General features: G+C 67.8%; 19 protein-coding genes. 15 read left to right on the forward strand and 4 right to left on the reverse strand.

Going from position 1 to position 18,602, the window contains the following annotated elements; all coding sequences use genetic code 11:
- Positions 1–63: 63 nt before the first annotated feature.
- From ACOGI5_RS09165 to ACOGI5_RS09175, 3 genes are all read left to right on the forward strand, one after another.
- The gene (locus ACOGI5_RS09165; protein ID WP_419865464.1) at positions 64–702 is read left to right on the forward strand and encodes an HAD-IA family hydrolase; all 639 of its coding nucleotides are present in this window, start codon (positions 64–66) and stop codon (positions 700–702) included.
- Positions 703–751: 49 nt separating this feature from the next.
- Positions 752–2,476, forward strand: a complete 1,725-nt coding sequence (gene ettA / locus ACOGI5_RS09170) for an energy-dependent translational throttle protein EttA (RefSeq protein WP_419864118.1) — start codon at positions 752–754, stop codon at positions 2,474–2,476.
- Between the two features lie 94 nt (positions 2,477–2,570).
- Positions 2,571–3,344, forward strand: a complete 774-nt coding sequence (locus ACOGI5_RS09175; protein WP_323672717.1) for an exodeoxyribonuclease III — start codon at positions 2,571–2,573, stop codon at positions 3,342–3,344.
- Positions 3,345–3,349: 5 nt separating this feature from the next.
- Here the strand turns inward: ACOGI5_RS09175 and ACOGI5_RS09180 are convergent, their stop codons facing one another.
- Positions 3,350–5,308, reverse strand: coding sequence for an ATP-dependent helicase (locus ACOGI5_RS09180; RefSeq protein WP_419864119.1), 1,959 nt, complete (start codon positions 5,306–5,308; stop codon positions 3,350–3,352).
- Positions 5,309–5,362: 54 nt separating this feature from the next.
- Between ACOGI5_RS09180 and ACOGI5_RS09185 the strand changes: the two genes are divergently transcribed.
- The 4 genes from ACOGI5_RS09185 (at position 5,363) to ACOGI5_RS09200 (ending at position 8,107) form a co-directional block, all read left to right on the forward strand.
- Complete coding sequence (locus ACOGI5_RS09185; RefSeq protein ID WP_419864120.1) at positions 5,363–6,076, forward strand: helical backbone metal receptor; 714 nt, start codon at positions 5,363–5,365, stop codon at positions 6,074–6,076.
- Between the two features lie 102 nt (positions 6,077–6,178).
- Positions 6,179–7,330, forward strand: a complete 1,152-nt coding sequence (locus ACOGI5_RS09190) for a CaiB/BaiF CoA transferase family protein (RefSeq protein ID WP_419864121.1) — start codon at positions 6,179–6,181, stop codon at positions 7,328–7,330.
- Positions 7,317–7,739 (forward strand): hypothetical protein, encoded by a 423-nt coding sequence (locus ACOGI5_RS09195; RefSeq protein ID WP_419864122.1) that lies wholly within the window; start codon positions 7,317–7,319, stop codon positions 7,737–7,739. The genes ACOGI5_RS09190 and ACOGI5_RS09195 overlap by 14 nt, the downstream gene beginning before the upstream one ends.
- A complete protein-coding gene (locus ACOGI5_RS09200) occupies positions 7,736–8,107 on the forward strand; it encodes a hypothetical protein (protein WP_419864123.1) in 372 nt (123 codons plus the stop codon). The genes ACOGI5_RS09195 and ACOGI5_RS09200 overlap by 4 nt, the downstream gene beginning before the upstream one ends.
- Positions 8,108–8,152: 45 nt before the next feature.
- On the opposite strand, the gene ACOGI5_RS09205 is transcribed toward ACOGI5_RS09200, so the two are convergent.
- On the reverse strand, positions 8,153–9,985 hold the full coding sequence (locus ACOGI5_RS09205; RefSeq protein ID WP_419865465.1) for a phosphoenolpyruvate carboxykinase (GTP): 1,833 nt from the start codon (positions 9,983–9,985) through the stop codon (positions 8,153–8,155).
- 69 nt (positions 9,986–10,054) lie between these two features.
- Positions 10,055–10,252, reverse strand: a complete 198-nt coding sequence (locus ACOGI5_RS09210; protein WP_419864124.1) for a hypothetical protein — start codon at positions 10,250–10,252, stop codon at positions 10,055–10,057.
- A gap of 153 nt (positions 10,253–10,405) precedes the next feature.
- On the opposite strand from ACOGI5_RS09210, the gene ACOGI5_RS09215 reads away from it, so the two are divergent.
- Both ACOGI5_RS09215 and recG read left to right on the forward strand, forming a co-directional pair.
- A complete protein-coding gene (locus ACOGI5_RS09215; RefSeq protein WP_419864125.1) occupies positions 10,406–12,265 on the forward strand; it encodes a DAK2 domain-containing protein in 1,860 nt (619 codons plus the stop codon).
- Positions 12,262–14,466, forward strand: a complete 2,205-nt coding sequence (gene recG, locus ACOGI5_RS09220) for an ATP-dependent DNA helicase RecG (protein WP_419864126.1) — start codon at positions 12,262–12,264, stop codon at positions 14,464–14,466. Before ACOGI5_RS09215 ends, recG begins: the two co-directional genes overlap by 4 nt.
- Here the strand turns inward: recG and rsmD are convergent.
- A complete protein-coding gene (rsmD, locus tag ACOGI5_RS09225) occupies positions 14,463–15,017 on the reverse strand; it encodes a 16S rRNA (guanine(966)-N(2))-methyltransferase RsmD (RefSeq protein WP_419864127.1) in 555 nt (184 codons plus the stop codon). The genes recG and rsmD overlap by 4 nt on opposite strands.
- Before the next feature lie 141 nt (positions 15,018–15,158).
- Between rsmD and ACOGI5_RS09230 the strand changes: the two genes are divergently transcribed.
- The 6 genes from ACOGI5_RS09230 (at position 15,159) to plsX (ending at position 18,591) form a co-directional block, all read left to right on the forward strand.
- Entirely contained in the window at positions 15,159–15,338 is a 180-nt protein-coding gene (locus ACOGI5_RS09230) for a hypothetical protein (protein ID WP_419864128.1), read from the forward strand.
- Positions 15,339–15,456: 118 nt separating this feature from the next.
- A complete protein-coding gene (coaD, locus tag ACOGI5_RS09235) occupies positions 15,457–15,942 on the forward strand; it encodes a pantetheine-phosphate adenylyltransferase (protein ID WP_419864129.1) in 486 nt (161 codons plus the stop codon).
- Positions 15,939–16,709 (forward strand): hypothetical protein, encoded by a 771-nt coding sequence (locus ACOGI5_RS09240; RefSeq protein ID WP_419864130.1) that lies wholly within the window; start codon positions 15,939–15,941, stop codon positions 16,707–16,709. Before coaD ends, ACOGI5_RS09240 begins: the two co-directional genes overlap by 4 nt.
- Entirely contained in the window at positions 16,706–17,266 is a 561-nt protein-coding gene (locus tag ACOGI5_RS09245) for a YceD family protein (protein ID WP_419864131.1), read from the forward strand. Before ACOGI5_RS09240 ends, ACOGI5_RS09245 begins: the two co-directional genes overlap by 4 nt.
- Positions 17,267–17,369: 103 nt before the next feature.
- The gene (gene rpmF / locus ACOGI5_RS09250; protein WP_323672704.1) at positions 17,370–17,549 is read left to right on the forward strand and encodes a 50S ribosomal protein L32; all 180 of its coding nucleotides are present in this window, start codon (positions 17,370–17,372) and stop codon (positions 17,547–17,549) included.
- 49 nt (positions 17,550–17,598) lie between these two features.
- A complete protein-coding gene (plsX, locus tag ACOGI5_RS09255; protein ID WP_419864132.1) occupies positions 17,599–18,591 on the forward strand; it encodes a phosphate acyltransferase PlsX in 993 nt (330 codons plus the stop codon).
- Positions 18,592–18,602: the final 11 nt, after the last annotated feature.

Consider the following 18,602-nt stretch of genomic DNA (forward strand, 5'->3'; position numbering starts at 1 on the left):
CCACCCAGCACCGCCGATCCTTCACCTCGCGCCGGGAACCACAGCCGATCTGCTTCGGCCGTCGTGGACGCCGTGCTGTTCGACTTCGGCGGCGTCATCACCGAGAGCCCATTCGAAGCGTTCAATCGCTACGAAGATCGCATCGGAGTGCCACGCGACACGATCCGGCAGATCAACGCCACCAACCCCGACACCAACGCGTGGGCGCGACTGGAACGCAGCGAGGTGAGCGTCGACGAGTTCTCTGAGCTGTTCGAGGCAGAAGCTGCCGACCGGGGACACGAGATGTCGGGCGCGCAGGTGCTGGCGTGCCTCAGCGGCGGGCTGCGCCCGCAGATGGTGCGTGCGCTGGAGATCCTCGCGGCGCGTCTGCCCGTGGGCTGCATCACCAACAACGTGAGAACGGGTCACGGCGCCGGCATGGCACGCGATGCCAGCGCTGCTGCGGCGGTGGCGGAGGTGATGCAGCTCTTCGGCGTGGTGATCGAGTCGTCCGTTGTGGGTCTGCGCAAGCCCGACCCCCGCATCTATGAGCTGGCCTGTGACCGGCTCGGCATCGACCCGGCGCGCACGGCGTACCTCGACGACCTCGGCATCAACTGCAAGCCGGCTGCGGCGATGGGCATGGCGGCCATCAAGGTGACCGATCCGGACCAGGCCCTGCTCGAACTGGAGTCACTCGTCGGCTTCGAGCTGCGATGACCGTCAGACCATGACCTCGTGACGGCGATTCGCTGATGGCGGTGCACTGATGGAGTCGGGATTCATCTACACACTGCACAAACTCGGACGCTTTTACCCCCCAGACCGGGAAGTCCTGCGCGACGTCACGTTGGCATTCCTGCCGGGCGCCAAGATCGGCGTCATCGGCCATAACGGCTCGGGCAAGTCCACCCTGCTGCGGATCATGGCTGGCATCGACGACGGCTACGTCGGCGAAGCGCGGCTCTCGCCGGGAGCCTCGGTGGGACTGCTGCCCCAAGAGCCAGAACTCGATGCCGCACTCGATGTCGAGGGCAACGTGATGAGCGGTGTTGCAGCGACCGCCGCCCTGCTGTCGGCGTATGAGGAAGTCATGGCGGGCTGGGCAGCACCGGATGCCGACTTCGATGCGCTCGGCACCCGTCAAGCAGAGCTGGAGGATCGGATCGCCGCCGCCAATGCTTGGGACCTGGACCGCCAGGTCGCTATCGCCATGGACGCGCTGCGCCTGCCGCCTGGCGATGCCGATGTGACCACGCTGTCGGGCGGCGAGCGACGGCGTGTGGCGCTGTGCCGCCTGCTGCTGTCCCACCCTGACCTGCTGCTGCTCGACGAGCCGACCAATCACCTCGATGCGGAATCGGTGGCATGGCTGGAGCGGTTCCTGGCCGACTATTCAGGAACCGTCGTCGCCATCACCCACGACCGCTACTTCTTGGACAACGTCGCCGGCTGGATCCTCGAGATCGATCACGGCCGCACGCATCCCTTCGAAGGGAACTACAGCGCGTGGCTCGAGCACCGCAATGCTCGGCTCGCCTCCCAGCAGCGGCAGTCCGACGCTCGAGCCCGCACGCTGGCACAGGAACTCGAGTGGGTGCGCATGTCGCCGCGGGCGCGACAAGCCAAGAGCAGGGCACGCGTCAGCGCGTACGAGGAACTGCTGGCGACGCACCGCAAGGCTGCTGACGAGCAGCGCCGGGCAGATGCGCTGCAGATCACGATCCCGATGTCACGTCGTCTGGGCTCGCAGGTCATCGAGGCCGAGGGTCTCGTCAAGGCCTACGGCGACAAGCTGCTGTTCGACGATCTCGCGTTCCGGCTGCCGCCGGGCGGCATCGTCGGCGTGGTCGGCGCGAACGGTGCCGGCAAGACGACGCTGTTCCGGCTGCTGGTCGGCGACGAGCAGCCCGATGCAGGCAGCATCACCGTCGGCGAGACCGTCGACATTGCGTATGTGGACCAGTCACGCGCAGTGCTGGATCCCGAGCGCACGGTGTACGAGGAGATCACCGATGGGCACGACACGCTGCGCATCACTGGCTTGGACGGCGCCCGCGAGGTCAACGGCCGGGCGTTCGTTGCATCGTTCAACTTCACCGGCTCGGATCAGCAGAAGCGTGTGGGAGATCTTGCAGGCGGCGAGCGCAACCGGGTGCACTTGGCCCGGACGCTGACCAGCGGGTGCAACGTGCTGTTGCTCGACGAGCCCACCAATGACCTCGACGTGGACACGCTGCGTGCGCTCGAGGCTGCCTTGGAGTCATTTGGAGGCTGCGCCGTGGTCATCAGCCATGACCGCTGGTTCCTGGACCGGATCGCCACCCATGTGCTGGCCTTCGAAGGCGACAGCGTGGTGCGCTGGTTCGAAGGCAACTTCACCGACTACGAAGCCTTCCGCAAGCGCGAGCTGGGCGCCGACGCGGGACCCACGGGCCGCGGCTCTGCCGCGGCGCATCCGACTCGGCTCACCTACAAGCCGCTCGCCCGCTGAGGCTGAGCCGTCAGGCGAAGCCGTGGCCCGAGCGGCCCGTGAGCGCAGCGAACAAGAGCGGAGAGCGAGAGGCTGAGCCGTTAGCGTCGAACCGGTGCGGATTGCCACGTGGAATGTCAACAGCCTGAACGCCAGGCTGGAACGGGTCGATGAATGGCTCGACTACGCCGAGCCGGACGTGCTGCTGCTGCAAGAGACCAAGATGTCCGACGAGCAGTTCCCGCACCAGCACTTCGACGCGCAGGGCTATGCCTCGGTGCATCATGGCGAAGGCCGATGGAACGGTGTGGCCATCCTGTCGAGCGTCGGGATAGAGGATCCGGTCGCTGGCTTTGCCGACGGCCGTGAGCCCGACCCCGATGCACGCATCATCTCGGCCCGCTGCGGTGGCGTCACGGTGAGTTCGGTGTATGTGCCCAACGGCCGCGCCGTCGAACACGAACACTACCACTACAAGCTGGACTGGCTGGGACGCCTGCGCGCTCACCTCGAGGCCACGTGCGATCCGGCCGAGCCGGTGCTGGTCGGCGGCGATTTCAACGTGTGCCCCGACGACCGAGACGTGTGGGATCCCGACAACCCTGAGCCGCGCACCCACGTCACCGATCCTGAGCGAGATGCCATCGCGGAGGTGTGCGATTGGGGGCTGACCGACATCTTCCGCGAGCACTACGACGCGGACGGCCTGTACAGCTGGTGGGACTATCGAGACGGCGCGTTCTACAAGCGCCACGGCCTGCGCATCGACCTGCTGCTGGGCACCGTGCCGGTGGTCGCGGCCACGCAGTTCTGCCTCATCGACCGCAACGCTCGCAAGGGAACCAAGCCCTCGGACCACACCCCCGTCTTTGCCGATCTCACGCTCTGAGTTGTTCAGCGCTCGCGCGAACTGTCGAGAACAGCTCGGGCGGCGGCCAGCCGGGCGGCGGCGTCGTCTGGTGACAGCGGCGGTGGCTCGGCGGTGGCGGCTGCGATCTGTGCCAACCAGGGTGAGGGGCTGCGAGGCTGATCCGCCGCGTGCCCGGATCGATGTCGTGCCCACGTGAAGTGCAGCGTGCGTGCCGCTCGCGAGACGGCGACATAGAACAGCCGCCGTTCCTCGGGATCGTTGCGGCGCAGGGGCACAAGGCCGTCCTCGACGCCGGCGATCACGACGTGATGCCACTGCAAGCCCTTCGCTGCATGAAAGGTCGCCAGTGTCACGGCCCCGTCCCGCAGATCGAAGCGGGCGCCTGAGCGGTCGCTGTCGAATAGGTCCGCAGTGAGCTCACGGTCGCTGGACGACAGCAGGCTGACCCAGGTTGCGAAGCCCTCTCCGGTGGGGCCGCTGCGAGGTGACCTGCGGCCGGACATGCGAGACATCTCGCTGAGATAGGCGTCGGCGAGGTCGAGCACTCGTTCCAGCGCCGGCTCGGGCCGGTTGTCCGGCTCGGCATCCAGCGCGTCGGCCCGCATGTCGGCGACTGCAGTCGAGAACTGGTCGCCGGTGACGCGAAGGCGCTCCAGCAGCTGCTGGGTGGCGGGCAGTTGCAGGAATGGGCTTCGCTGCCCGCTGAGTCGGCAGGGGATGCCGCGGGCATCCAGAGCGGTCGCGATGTCACCGAGCTGGGCGTTCGTACGAGCGAGCACACCGAACGAGTCCCAGCGCACCCGGCCGACGTGGCGATCAGCGACCCACCGAGCGATGCCGGCGGCCTCGGCTGCGGCATCGTCGAACGCTGTCACCGTCGGCGCGGGACCCGTCTCGTGCGGTCGCGCCGATGCTTGCGCCCTTCCGCCGGATCCTGTTGCTTCCTGCTCTTGCTTCCCGCCTTCGACCGACGCGGGCTCGCCGGCCGCTCGGGCCCAGGGCTCAGCCTCTCGGTCGCCGTCTCCTTCCATCACCGCCTGAGCGGCGGTGACCAGCGATGGGTGGCTGCGATAGTTGAGCTCGAGCCTGACGATCTGCGCCCCTTCGAAATGGCGCTCGAATCCGGTGATGTAGCGACTGTCAGCGCCGTTCCATCCGTAGATCGCCTGGTCGGCGTCGCCGACGGCGCAGATGTCGGCGGTCCCGTTGTGCACTGCTGTGGCGCCGCCGATCCACTCCTGCAGCAGGTTCCACTGCAGCCGGTTGAGATCCTGGAACTCGTCGACGAAGAAGTGCCGGTGGAGCCAGCGCCGAGCCGCCGCGAAGTCCTCGTCGGAGCGCATCAGGCGCGTGCATTCGGAGAGCAAGTCATCAAAGTCGAGCAGCCGGCGGCGCGACTTGGTGCGCTCGAAGTGTCCGAAGAGCGCTGCGGCTGCTTCGGCTGCGGCTGGCCCGAGCCGGCGCGACGCGGGCCCGTCGCGATATTCGGCGACCGACAGGTCGCTCGCCTTGGCCCAGTCGATCTCGCGCAGCGCGGTGGCGACGGTGATCGGCGGCCGCGGGCCGAACGAACGCTGGAGTTGCTCCGACAGCTCGCCGCTGAGCGCAGCCCGGCTCGGCAGGATCTTCCGTTCGGCCCGGCCGTGGTCTGTGTCGTACTGCCGGACCTGTGCAAGCGCAATGGAGTGGAACGTGCCGACCGGCCCCATGTCGTCGACATCGGCTAGCCGCAGCCGCGACCGGAGCTCCCTGGCAGCCCGGCGAGTGAACGTCACGGCCATCGCCCGCTGTGGCTGCATCGACTCGGTGGCAGCTCGCCACGCGATTCGCTGCGTGAGCACGCGGGTCTTGCCGCTTCCCGGACCGGCCACCACGAGCAACGCTGCCGCTGGGGAACGAACTGCGGCGCGCTGGGCAGAATCGAGTCTGTCGTCGGGCGGGAGAGCCTCACCGGGATCCGTCGCGGGCGCCGCATCGCTCACGAGGCGAACCTAGACCCCTCTGACCCTGGGGTTGGCAGCCATACGCTGCTGAAGGTGCGAGTTGTCAGCCTTGTCCCGAGCGCTACGGAGACGCTGGCGACTTGGGGGGCCGATCCGGTGGCCTGCACCCGCTTCTGCGAGCGGCCCGACTTGGAGCACGTCGGCGGCACGAAGAATCCAGACATCGCCGCCATCACCGCGTTGCAACCCGATCTTGTCGTCGTGGACTGCGAAGAGAATCGGCGTGACGATTACGACGCGCTGCTGGCGGCCGGTCTCGAAGTCGAGGTGCTGCACATTGCGACTCTCGACGATGTCGCGCCAGAACTGGCCCGGCTGGCAGGTCGCATCGGCGTCGACTGGCAGCCCGAGCCGCTGCCTGACCGCGCCGCACTGCCGCCGCTGCCTCACCCGTCGGGCAGTGCCCGGACGGTTCGTGTGTTCGTGCCGATCTGGCGGCGGCCGTACATGACCGTCGGCGCCGCCACGTACGGCGTCTCGCTGCTGGAGTACTGCGGCGTGCAGGTGGCCTTCGCCGACCGGCCCGAGACATACCCCACCCTGAGCGAGGAGGACCTCCGCAGCGAGCCAATCGATCTGGTCCTCGCTCCCACCGAGCCATACGAGTGGCACCGCCGGCACTTCGACGAACTCACCGCAATCGGGCCCGCCCATCTCATCGACGGCCAGGATCTCTTCTGGTGGGGGACACGCACGCCTGCAGCCGTGACTCGCGTGGCACAGACGATCGCGCGGGCGTTGGCCTGAATGCGACCCGGCCCCGTTGGTGACTCGGGGAAGTCCACAACGGCGCGCAGTAGCGTGACCCGCAGGTCAACCGGCTACCGCACGACAAGGACAGGAGTGACGATGGGCACAGGACCGCTGGCAGGCGTGCGAGTGATCGAGCTGCAGGGCATCGGCCCGGGGCCATTCTGCGGGATGATGCTCTCCGACATGGGTGCGGAGGTCATCCGCGTCGACCGCTCGGCCAACGTGCGAGACCGTGACCCTGCGAGGCCGCCGATCGACGTGCTCGCCCGCGGACGTGCCTCCATCGGGCTTGATCTCAAGAACCCCGACGGCGTCGAGGCCCTGCTGCGCCTGGTGGAGCATTCCGACGCGCTCATCGAGGGATTCCGGCCCGGCGTGATGGAACGGCTCGGCATCGGGCCCGACGAGTGTCTGGCACGCAACCCGCGGCTCGTCTACGGCCGCATGACCGGCTGGGGCCAGGAGGGCCCCTACCACATGGGTGCCGGGCACGACATCAACTACATCGCATTGGCCGGTGCGCTCGATCCCATCGGCCGCAAGGGCGAGCCGCCGATCGCGCCGCTCAATCTGGTGGGTGACTTCGGCGGCGGGGGCATGCTGCTGGCGTTCGGCGTGGCCTGCGCGCTGTTCGAGTCGCAGCGGTCGGGCCAAGGCCAGGTGATCGACGCAGCCATGGTCGACGGCGCGGCAACGCTCATGGCCATGTTCCACTCGATGCGGGCACTAGGCGTGTGGAACGACGAGCGGGGTACCAACTTGCTCGACACTGGCAGCCACTTCTACGACGTGTATGAGTGCGCCGACGGCAACTACATCTCGGTCGGGTCGATCGAGCCGCAGTTCTACGCCGAGCTGCTGCGGCTCACCGGTCTCGAGAGCGATCCGGAGTTCGCCAAGCAGCACTCGCGCAGCCGGTGGCCGGAGCTCAAGGATCGGATCGCCGAGGTCTTCAAGTCGAAGACGCGCGACGAGTGGTGCGAGATCATGGATGCCACCGATGTGTGCTTCGCCCCGGTGCTGACGCTGGAGGAGGCCCCGCAGCATCCTCACAACGTTCACCGTGACGTGTTCTGCGAGGTGGCCGGCGTGATCCAGCCGAGCCCATCGCCTCGCTTCAGCCGCACGGTCCAGGCCGTTCAGGGGCCGCCTGCGCACCCCGGCCAGCACACCGACGACGTGCTGGCCATCGCCGGCTACGACCCCGACGACATCGCAAAGCTGCGCGACACCGGTGCCGTCGCCTGACACAGGAAGCGATGCTGCGGGACCGGCGAGTGCCGGCGAGCAGGAAGGCCGAGAGCCGAGCGACGCACCGCCGGGGCTCGACCGCAAGCTCGTACCGCTGTATGCCGAAGCTGTCGCTGTCGCCGACGTGTCTCCGGCGAGCGCCTGCGCACTGGCCCGCCTATTGCTGCGCAGCCTCATCCAGTCTCAGGGGCTTCGGGGCCGTCACATCGTGCGAGACATCGGCGAGTTGGTTTCGGCTGGGGCCCCGGTGGGGCTGCTGCGCGCGCTCGACGTCATGAAGCTCAGCGACACCGAGGCACGCCGTCCCGGCGAGCTGAACCTTGCCAATGGCCACGGAGATGCCCAGAACCTGCTGATGTTCATTCACCTGTTCACGCAGCACGTCGCGCCATCGTCGTCTCAGTGAGCGCCGAGGTCGCCTCGACAGTCCACACGGCGATTGGCTGGGCGATGGTGCTGTCGAACGGCGCCGCGGGGCTCTGGGCGCTTGGCGCGAGACGCTGGGAAGCACTGCGTCATCGCAGCCTGTGGTGGTTCTTGGGCGGCGCATGGGTGTTGGTGTTCGTGCAGCTCACTTCGGGTGTCATCCTGATGCGAGCTGCAGCGGTCGATGCCCCGGCATTCCACGTCTTCTACGGGGTCTGTTGCGCGGTTGCGGTCCTGTTCGTCTACGCCTACCGCCAGCAGCTGGAACACCGTCGCTACGAGTTGTTCGGACTCGGCGCGCTGTTCATCATGGGGCTCGCCATCCGAGCCATGTTCTTGGGCAGCTGACGAGCCTGGCGCACCCACAACGGGTGCGCCATTCACTGCATGCGCTCAGAGACCGAGTCGCTCCTCGAGCAGGTCGAGCTGGTGACGCATCTGCGAGGGCAGGCGCTCGCCCAGGTTCCGGTAGTGGGCCTCGATCATGTCGATCTCGGCTCGCCAATCGTCCTCGTCGACGCCGAGGAGCGTTTCGATCTCTGCCGGGGTCAGGTCCAGGCCGCTGGTGTCGAGCGCTTCGGGCGGCGGCGCCAGACCGATCGCGGTCGGCACTGCTTCACCGTGGCCGGCGACCCGCTCCAGTATCCACTTGAGCACTCGAGCGTTGTCACCGAAGCCGGGCCAGATGAACTTGCCGTCGGCGTCCTTGCGGAACCAGTTCACGTAGTACAGCTTCGGCAGCTGGGTGCCCGGCTTCGCACCGATGTCCAACCAGTGCTGGAAGTAGTCGCCGAAGTTGTATCCGCAGAACGGCAGCATCGCGAAGGGATCGCGCCGCACCTCGCCCACCGTCCCTGCTGCGGCAGCTGTCTTCTCCGAGGACATCTGCGAGCCCAGGAACACGCCGTGCTCCCAGTCGAAGGCCTCGACCACGAGCGGCACCGTGGTAGCGCGCCGGCCGCCGAAGAGGATGGCCGAGATGGGCACGCCGGCGGGGTCCTCCCACTCGGGCGCAATGGTGGGGCATTGAGAGGCAGGGGCCGTGAAGCGGGCGTTGGGATGGGCTGCGGGCGTGCCGTCGGACGGCGACCACTCGTTGCCGCGCCAGTCGATGAGGCCCTCCGGCGGTTTCGGCGTGAGGCCCTCCCACCACACATCGCCGGCAGGGGTCTGCGCCACATTGGTGAATACGCAGTTGCCCCACATTGTCCCGAGCGCGCTCGGGTTGGTGTCGGCGCCGGTGTTGGGCGCGACGCCGAAGATGCCGGCCTCGGGATTGATGGCGTGCAGGCGGCCGTCGTCGCCGAACTTCATCCAGGCGATGTCGTCGCCGATGGTGCGGATCTTCCAGCCGGGAAGCGTGGGGATCATCATCGCCATGTTCGTCTTGCCGCAGGCGGAGGGGAAGGCTGCCGCCACGTAGACGGTCTCGCCTTGCGGTGGAGTCACGCCCACGATGAGCATGTGCTCGGCCAGCCAGCCTTCGTCGCGGGCCATGGTCGAGGCGATTCGCAGCGCGAAGCACTTCTTGCCGAGCAGGGCATTGCCGCCGTAGCCAGAACCGTAGGACCAGATTTCGCGTGTCTCGGGGTAGTGGACGATGTACTTGCGGTCCGCGTCGCACGGCCACGGGACGTCAGCTTGACCCGGTTCCAACGGTGCGCCGAGCGAGTGGACGCAGGGCACGAAGTCGCCGTCGCCGAGCACATCGAGCGCTGCCTGGCCCATGCGAGTCATGATCCGCATGGAGGCGGCGACGTAGGGCGAGTCGGTGAGCTGGACCCCGATGTGGGCGATGTGGCTGCCGAGCGGTCCCATCGAGAACGGCACCACGTACATGGTCCTGCCGCGCATCGATCCCTCGAAGAGCTTCAGCAGCTCCTCGCGCATTTCGGCAGGTTCCCGCCAGTTGTTGTTCGGACCGGCGTCAATGGCGCGCTCGGTGCAGATGAAGGTGCGATCTTCGACGCGGGCGACGTCGCCCGGATCGGAACGGGCGAGGTAGCTGTTGGGGCGCGCGTCGGAATCGAGCGGGATCAGCGTCCCCGATTCCACCATCTGGCCGCAGAGCCGCTCGTACTCCGCCTGTGAGCCGTCGCACCAGTGGACTGCATCGGGGCGCAGCACGCCGGCCCAATGATCGACCCAATCGATCAGCTGACGGTGAGTGGTCGCAGGCAAATTGTCCTCCGGGTCCGAGTCTCGCGCTTGCGCACGACGTGTCAGATGCTCGTGCTCCCGCACGACGTGACTGGTAACTCGTTCTTCGGCCAGCGCGCCTGCGCCGGCCTCAGATCACGCTGTCTCCCCCCCGGCGGTGATCCAATCAGGTGTTCCCAGATCCACTTCCGAGCCGAGACGCAGCCGTGTGGCGAGCCCCCGCTCGTCCAGGTCGTAGATCACTCGCTGGCCTTGCCGCACCATCCGAAAGATGGATCCCTCCAGGGCATTCGGGGCCAGTTCGTGCTCGGAGCGCGTGACGTCGTCAGTCACGATCCCGACTCTGGATGCCGGGTCGTACGACTTGATGACGCCTTGCACATGCGCCTCCAGTGGCAGGGATGCTGAGGGGCCGCCGTGGCGGCCCGCGCAGTCTCCGGAACGCTACCAACCGGTCGCCGCGGGCGCGTTGTAGCTTCGGCATCCATGGGCGACAGCAACGCTCATACATCGGTGGGCACCATGCCCTCTCTCGACAGCGGAGCGCTGGCCGAGGTCATGCGCCGGTATCAGTCCGCGCTGAACCAGCACCGGGTCACGATCGATCGCCTCAACGTCTATCCCGTGCCCGATGGCGACACCGGCACCAACATGGCCTTGACGCTCGCAGCAGTCACGGAGGAACTGCTGAGGTCCGGTGCCGGCAGGGGGGACATCTGCCGCGCGATCTCGCACGGTGCACTCATGGGCGCGCGCGGCAATAGCGGTGTCATCGTCAGCCAGTTGCTGCGCGGCCTGGCTGCCACGCTCGCCCCCCGCGACGACGCTCCCGACAGCGATCCGCCGATCGACGCCGCGTTGCTCGCCGAGGGCTTGCTCGCCGCGAGCACGGCTGCCGACAGTGCGGTCATGCGGCCCGTCGAGGGCACGATCCTGAGTGTTGCGCGCGCCTCAGCCCAGGCGGCACAGCGAGCACTCGAATCCCTGACGCCTGACGAGCGGGGCACCGGCGCGACGGCGCTGGCAGCTGTGCTCGAGAGCGCACGGCTGGCCGGACAGGCAGCACTGGAAGCCACCCCGCAGCAGCTTCCGGTGCTGGCCGACGCTGGGGTGGTCGACGCCGGCGCCGCGGGTTACCTGCTGTTGCTCGATGCACTGCTGAGCGTCGTCGACGGCCGCCCGCTGCCGGATGAGGTCGACTTGCCGGCTGAGGTGGCAGCTGTCATCGCACACGGGAACGCTGGCACCAACCTGCCCAGCGATCCTGTGGATCCTGTCGCGGAACAACGCGCCGAACTGCACAGCCACCTCGACCCGGGCGACGGCGGGGGTCACGACGTGCACGATCCGTCTGGCACCCGTTACGAGGTCATGTTCCTGCTCGCGGCGCCCGACGAGAACATCGATCAGTTCAAGGTTGCCTGGGATGCCCTGGGCGACTCGATCGTGATGGTGGGCGGCGACGGGCTGTGGAACTGTCATATCCACACCGATGACATCGGCCCCGTCATCGAAGCGGGCATTGACGTGGGACGGCCCCATCGCATCCAGATCACCGATCTTCATGAGCAAGTCGCTGGCCTCGGCGGCCACAGTGCGCATGGTGCGCACGCAGGCCAGCACGGTGCGCACGCAGGCCAGCACGGTGCGCACGCAAATGGCGGCACGGCGATCAGGGATCAGCCGCAGGTCGCATGCGCAGTCGTCGCCGTCTCGCCTGCACCGGGGCTGGACGAGCTCTTCACGGCGCTGGGTGTCCAGGAAATCGTCACCGGGGGACAGACGATGAATCCCTCGACCGCGGAACTGCTCGCGGCAGTCAGCGCCGCACCGTCACAGCAGGTCGTGGTGCTGCCCAACAATTCCAACATCGTCCCGGTTGCCCGCCAGGTCGATGCACAGACGGTCAAGCAGGTGGAAGTCGTAGCCACCACGTCGGTTCCCGCGGGCCTCGCAGCCCTCATCGGGTACGACCCAGGCGCCGATGCGGCCCGCAACGCAGCGTCCATGGGCGAATCAGCCACCGCGGTCGCCGCAGGCGAGGTGACGCAGGCCGTGCGCGATACGACGGCTTCTGTCGGCCAGGTCGCCGCCGGTCAATGGATCGGTCTTGACGAGTCGGGCATCGTCGCCACGGGACCCACGGCCGGTGCAGCTGCCATCGGGTTGCTCGCGCACATGCTGCAGCCGACCCACGAGATCCTCACGCTGATCGAGGGAGCAGCCGCCCGGGCCGCCGAGACCGCCGAGGTGACGGCGTGGCTCGCCGAGCGCTGGCCCGACGTCGAGGTTGAGCGGCACGTCGGCGGTCAAGACCACTACCCGTACCTCTTCGGCATCGAATGAGCCCACCCCAACCCAGCCAGCTCGCTGCGGGCCGGTCCCCGGGGGCGGCTGCGAAGGGCCCGCTGACGCTGCGGGAGCTCGACGCGATCAGCGTTGACCGGCTCAACGGTGTCGGTCCGCAGCGCCGCAAGGCCCTGGCCGAAGTGGGCGTCGAGTCCGTATTCGATCTGCTCACGTACTATCCCCGGCGCTACGTCGACCGCACGTCCCAGGCGCCGATCAGCGAGGCCGCTGTCGGAGCGGAGATGACGGTCGTGGCCGATGTGCATGCCGTGTCGAGCCGCCGCCTGCGAGGAGGCCGGCGACTGGTGAGCGTCGAGGTGACCGATGCCACCGGCGCGCTCAGCGCTGTGTTCTTCAACCAGGCGTGGCGTGAGCGTCAGCTCACCGAAGGGCGAACGGTGGCGCTGTTCGGCAAGGTGGAGAACTATCGGGGCCGCAAGCAGATGACCAATCCCGTAGTCGATGTGCTGGGTGACGGCTCCACTTCGGACCGCACGGGAAAGATCGTGGCGATCTACGCGCAGTCGGAAGCCGCCGGCATCGTGACGTGGGATGTCGCGAACTGGGTTGCGGAAGCGCAACGACGCTGTTCAGCCCGAGGCATTGCCGATCCGTTGCCGGACTGGCTGCGGAGCCGGTTCGACGTCATCGACCGGCCCAGTGCCTTGGCCGACATCCATGGGCCGTCCTCCGCCGCCGAGCAGGCTGCCGCGCGAGATCGACTGGTGTTCGACGAGCTCTTGCGGGTGCAGCTGGTGCTGCGCAGCCAGCGCTTGGCGCGCGAGGCCAACGAACTCGGCATCGCGCACGAGCCGGCCGGCGCGCTCATCGAGGGATTTCACCGTCTCCTTCCCTACGAGCTGACGGGGGCGCAGCGGCGTGCGATGGCCGACATCGATGCCGACGTGAGCACCGTGCGCCCGATGCACCGTCTGCTGCAGGGCGATGTCGGGTCCGGCAAGACGCTCGTGGCCCTGCACGCATTGCTTATCGCGGTGCAGAACCGCCACCAAGGCGCGCTCATGGCGCCGACGGAGGTACTCGCGGAACAGCACTTCATCGCCCTGCGCGCACTGCTCGACGGCTTCGAAGTCCCTGATGAGGCGCGGCTCGGCGGCACGCGGCCATTGCGCCTGCGCCTGCTCAGCGGTTCGAGTTCGGCGGCCCAGCGACGAGAGGTGCTGGTGGAGATCGCGACGGGCGCTGCCGACATCGTCGTAGGCACACACGCCCTGCTGGAGGAGTCGGTGAAGTTCGGCTCGCTCAGTGTCGTCGTCGTAGATGAGCAGCACCGATTCGGCGTATCGCAGCGTGCCCAGCTGCGCGAGGGCGGCCGTGACGACCGCCGCATTCCCCACCTGCTGGTGATGACCGCGACACCTATTCCTCGCACGGCGGCGATGACGGTATACGGCGACCTCGATGTCTCGGTGCTCGACGAACTCCCGCCGGGCCGCAAACGGGTAGCGACGCAGTGGGTGCACGGTCCCTTGGCCACCGAATCGATGTGGTCCGAGGTGCGCGACGAGGTCGAGTCCGGTCGCCAGGCGTATGTGGTGTGCCCGCTGATCACCGAGAGCGAGAGCCTGGATGCACGCTCGGCGGAACGCATGCACGCCGAGCTCGTGGCCGGCGCGCTCGCTGGCCTTCGGGTCGGGTTGCTGCACGGCCGTATGCCGCCGGCCGACAAGGAACGTGCGATGGCCCGGTTCCGGGCAGGGAAGCTGGACGCGCTGGTCGCGACGACGGTCATCGAAGTCGGGATCGACATTCCGAATGCCACGGTGATGGTCGTGCTGTCCGCTGACCGCTTCGGCATCGCGCAGCTGCACCAGCTGCGTGGCCGGGTGGGTCGGGGCAGCCACGCATCGTCGTGCTACCTGGTCAGCGACGACGATCCGACCCCCACTGCCGTCCAACGACTGACCGCACTCTCGGAGTCGAACGATGGGTTCGAGCTGGCCGAGCGCGACCTGGAGCTCCGCGGCGAGGGCACGCTGTTCGACGAGCGGCAATCAGGGCGCAGCGATCTGAAGCTGGCATCGTTGGCCCGCGATCTCGCCTGGGTGCAGGCCGCCCGTGACGCGGCAATCGATCTCATCGCGGCCGATGGGGATCTGGATGCTCATCCGGCGCTCGCAGACGAGGTCGACTGGTTCGCCAGCCGTCGCGATCCCGACTACCTGCAGCGCAGCTAGCGCCCGGCTGATCGCGGCCCGCTGCCGTCGGGCCGCACCAGCACGGTGATGACGGGGGTGCCGTAGCGGCGCACGCGGTGCGTCTGCCACGCATCGTTCGAACTGGGCTCGATCTCGCGGTTCGACTCGCACACCAGCACGTTGGCGTTCACGGTGCTGAGGAGATCGCTCCAACCGTCGAACCGATAGGGCGGATCGGCGAACGCAAGGGCGATCGGATCGCCGTGGGCCGCCAAGTATCGGCCGACGTCGGACCGGACCACCGTGGCGCGATCGCTGATGCCAAGTGCTGTCAGGTTCGTTGCGATGGTGCGGCAGGCAGCAATGTCGGAGTCCACGAGCGTGGTGTGCGCGGCACCGCGCGAGAGCGCCTCGATACCGAGCGCTCCGGAACCGGCAAACAGGTCCAGCACCGTGGCGTCTTCAGGCAGTTCCAAGCTTACGAGCATGTTGAAGATGGCCTCGCGGGCGCGGTCCGACGTCGGCCGAATCGCATCATTGCCGGCCATTTCCAGGGGGCGGCCGCGCAACGCCCCGCCGACGACGCGCATGGCGCCACCGTAGGCGGGATGCCTACGGCGGCCACAGCAGGCGGGATGCCTACGGCTGTGACAGCAGGCGGGATGCCTACGGCTGTGACAGCAGGCGGGATGCCTACGGCGATGACAGCAGGTGGATGCCACACTGCGACCATGGACGACGTCGCGGTGCCCGCCGAGATCGCCTGCGTCGACTGTGGCGGGCGTTGCGGCCTGCTGAGCGTGCCGGAGCCGGACTGGGGCTTCCAGCCCGGCGATGTCGTCGCCTACCGCTGCGCTGACTGCGGTGACCGCTGGGACGTCATCGTCCCCGACATCGAAACCGAGAACTGATCCAGGCAACGGATTCGCTCGGCGGCCCAGCAGGGAGGGTCCCTCGATTCGCGATCGTGGCGCGGTACGGTCGCCCCACTGGACACGGATCGATCCGGAGGGGCCGTTTTCGGTGGTCATGGCGATGTATCCAGGCTCGTTCGATCCTGTGCACAACGGGCATCTCGACGTGATATCGGCGGCGTCCCGGCTGTTCGATTCGGTCACGGTGGCCGCGATGCGGAATCCTGCCAAGGCCACGCCCCTGTTCTCAGATGACGAGCGCGTCGCGATGATCGTCGAGTCGACGAGCCATCTCGGCAACGTCTCGGTGGTGCAGTTCGGAGAACTGGTCGTGGACCTCGCTCAGCGCCTCGGTGCCGATGTCATCGTGAAGGGGCTCCGCAGCCAGAGCGACTTCGAGTCCGAGTTGCGCATGGCGCACATGAATCACTCGGTCACCGGTGTCGAGACCGTCTTCGTCCCTCCCCGGACCGAGCATCTCTTCATCGCTTCCAACTACATCCGGGAGATCACCAAGTTCGGGGGCGACTGCTCGCATCTCGTCCCGTCTGCAGTGGCCACTCGACTGCGGCAGCACATCACGCAGGAGGCGGGCACATGAGCATGTCCGAGAGTGACGTCGAGGCGCCGCAGCCGGCTGTTCACCATGGGATGCTGCGGCCGCAGGCGCCGTTCGGGCAGCCGTCGTTCGAGACTGCTGCGCCCACTGAGGAGACGCCGACGTCACCGCACGCTCGAGGCCCGGCGACGCTCGCCCCGCGCCCTGCCTCGGTGACGGCCGAGCAGTTCATCCGCGAGGCCATGGAGATCATCGACGCCGCACGCCCGATGCCGCTGTCCACCTCGGTCATGATCAACCGGGACGAGGTGATGACCCTGCTCGAGTCCGCGCTGGCGGCCGTGCCCGACGAGACACGCCAGGCCCGCTGGCTGTTGCGTGAGCGCGATGAGGTGCTCGCCCAGGCACGTGTCGACGCCAATCTGGTCATCGATGAGGCCCGCAGCCGCGTCGCCCAGATGGTGCAGCGAACCGAGGTCGTGCGTACAGCGGAGCGGCGTGCGCGCCAGCTGCTCGACGATGCCCGGATCCAAACCCGCCGCCGCCGCCACGAGGTCGATGAGTACTGCGAGCGGCAGCTCGCCCAATTCGCGAGCGCGGTCGACCAAGTCCAGATCGCGGTACAGGCTGCTCGGCGAAAGCTGGGCAAGCGTGCCGCGACGCCCGTGGCGCCTGCGTCATCGAGCGCTCCGCTTCCGCACGCCGGGGGAGACGCCGCAGCCAGTGGAGCACCCGGACCGGCTGGCCGCGGTCCCGACACCCGTCCGCCCGACACTCATCCGGTGGTGTTCGACCAGGATCAGATGTGAGCAAGAGGGACCGCCAGCGGTCCCTGTCTGTGCCCCTGCGACTGATTTCGGCCGGCCAGCTCGCATGGTCCGCGACGGTGCCGGCGTCAGCGCTGCTCGACCCTGATTCACGCGACGCCCTGCGCATCGCCGATGTCGAAGTGCCGCTCGACAGCAATCTCGACGTGGCATTGACGCTGGAAATGATCGGCGGCGGCCTCAGCGTCGCTGGTGAGGTCACGGCTGCCTGGACCGGTCCGTGCGCTCGTTGCTGGCTGTCGCTCGAGGGTGAGGTGCGGACGACGGTCCGCGAGGTATTCACCGCCCAACCCCGTGAGGGCGAGCAATACAGACTCGGCCCCGAATATGCAGATCTCACTCCGATGGTGCGGGAGGCAGTGCTGCTGGAGCTGCCCATTGAGGCCATCCGGTGCCCGCATCCCGAGCCGTGCCCGAATCTTCCAGCAGAACTCGCCGAGGCCCGCGAAGATGCGGCCGAGGGCGGTCCGGCGGCGCTTGCAGATCCGCGCTGGGAGGCGCTAGAGGCGCTGCGGGGCCAAATGGATGAGCCGTCTTGAAGTCCAGTTCGCGTATCGGGTCAGGAGCGCCAATGGATAGGCTGCCCGATGGATAGGCTGCCCAGTCCGCTCGAGGAGTCGATCCGATCGAGGAGCCCGAACGGTGGCAGTCCCCAAGAAGAAGACATCCAAGAGCAAGACGCGTTCGCGCCGAGCTGCGGCATGGCGTCTGGCCGAGGCACCACGGAGCCTGTGTCCTCGCTGCGGCGCGGCCAAGCTGCCCCACCGAGTCTGCGGGCAGTGCGGTTGGTACGGCGGTCGCCAAGCCCTCGACATCGCCTGACCCGCAAGCGCGAGAGATCGTGCCCGATGGCAATCACGGGGCCGGGCTGATGACACTGCCGGTCGCCGTGGACGCAATGGGCGGCGATGACGCCCCCGGTGCGGTCGTGGAGGGGGCATTGGCGGCAGTGCGCGAGGGTCTCGACGTCATCCTCGTGGGGCGTCGTGATGCTATTGCCGCTGCCGGTGGCGAGTCGCTCCCCATCATCGAGGCCGCAGACGTCATCGAGATGTCCGAGGAGCCGAGCCGCGCAGTGCGGACCAAGAGAGACTCGTCGATCAGCCGTGCGGTGAGCGCAGTGCGCGACGGCGAAGCCTCTGCGATCGTGAGCGCTGGGAATACCGGTGCCGTGGCCGCGGCAGCCCTGCTGAGGCTGAGGCGACTGCCCGGAGTTGCCCGGCCGGCCATAGCGACGGCGTTTCCCGTCCCCGGCAGCCGCACGGCACGCGTCCTGCTCGACTCGGGCGCCATGGCCGACTGCAGCGCCCAGTGGCTGCACCAATTCGCCCGTCTCGGCTCGGCCTACAGCCGCATACGTTTCGGCGTGGCGGCACCGAAGGTAGGGCTGCTGTCGATCGGCGAAGAGCCGGAGAAGGGCAACCTGCTCGTCAAGGAAACCCACAAGCTGCTTGCGGCTGACGACGAAATCGACTTCTTCGGCAACATCGAGGGGGGTGACGTGCTCGATGGCCCCGTCGATGTGGTCGTCACCGACGGCTTCACCGGCAACGTGCTTCTGAAGTCGCTCGAAGGCACGGCGTCGTTCTTTGTCCGTCTGATTCTCGAGCGCCTGTCCGAAGGAGGGCCGGCGGGTGCCGAAGCGCTTCGCTTGCTGGCGCCGCTGGCAGACGAAATGAGTGCCGACAATGTCGGGGGCGCGATGCTGCTGGGCGTGCGAGGGGTCTGTGTGATCGCGCACGGCTCGTCGAGCCCTCGGGCCATGACCAGCGCCATCAGGGTCGCTCATCGCATGGTGGAGGCTGACTTGCTGGGCGAGCTGGCGGCCGTCAGCCTCCCGTCGCCCCCTGCGGACCACCGGTAGGCTCGTGGCCG

Origin of the sequence: Candidatus Poriferisodalis sp., assembly GCF_965208925.1 — a bacterium.
Lineage (GTDB): Bacteria > Actinomycetota > Acidimicrobiia > Acidimicrobiales > Poriferisodalaceae > Poriferisodalis.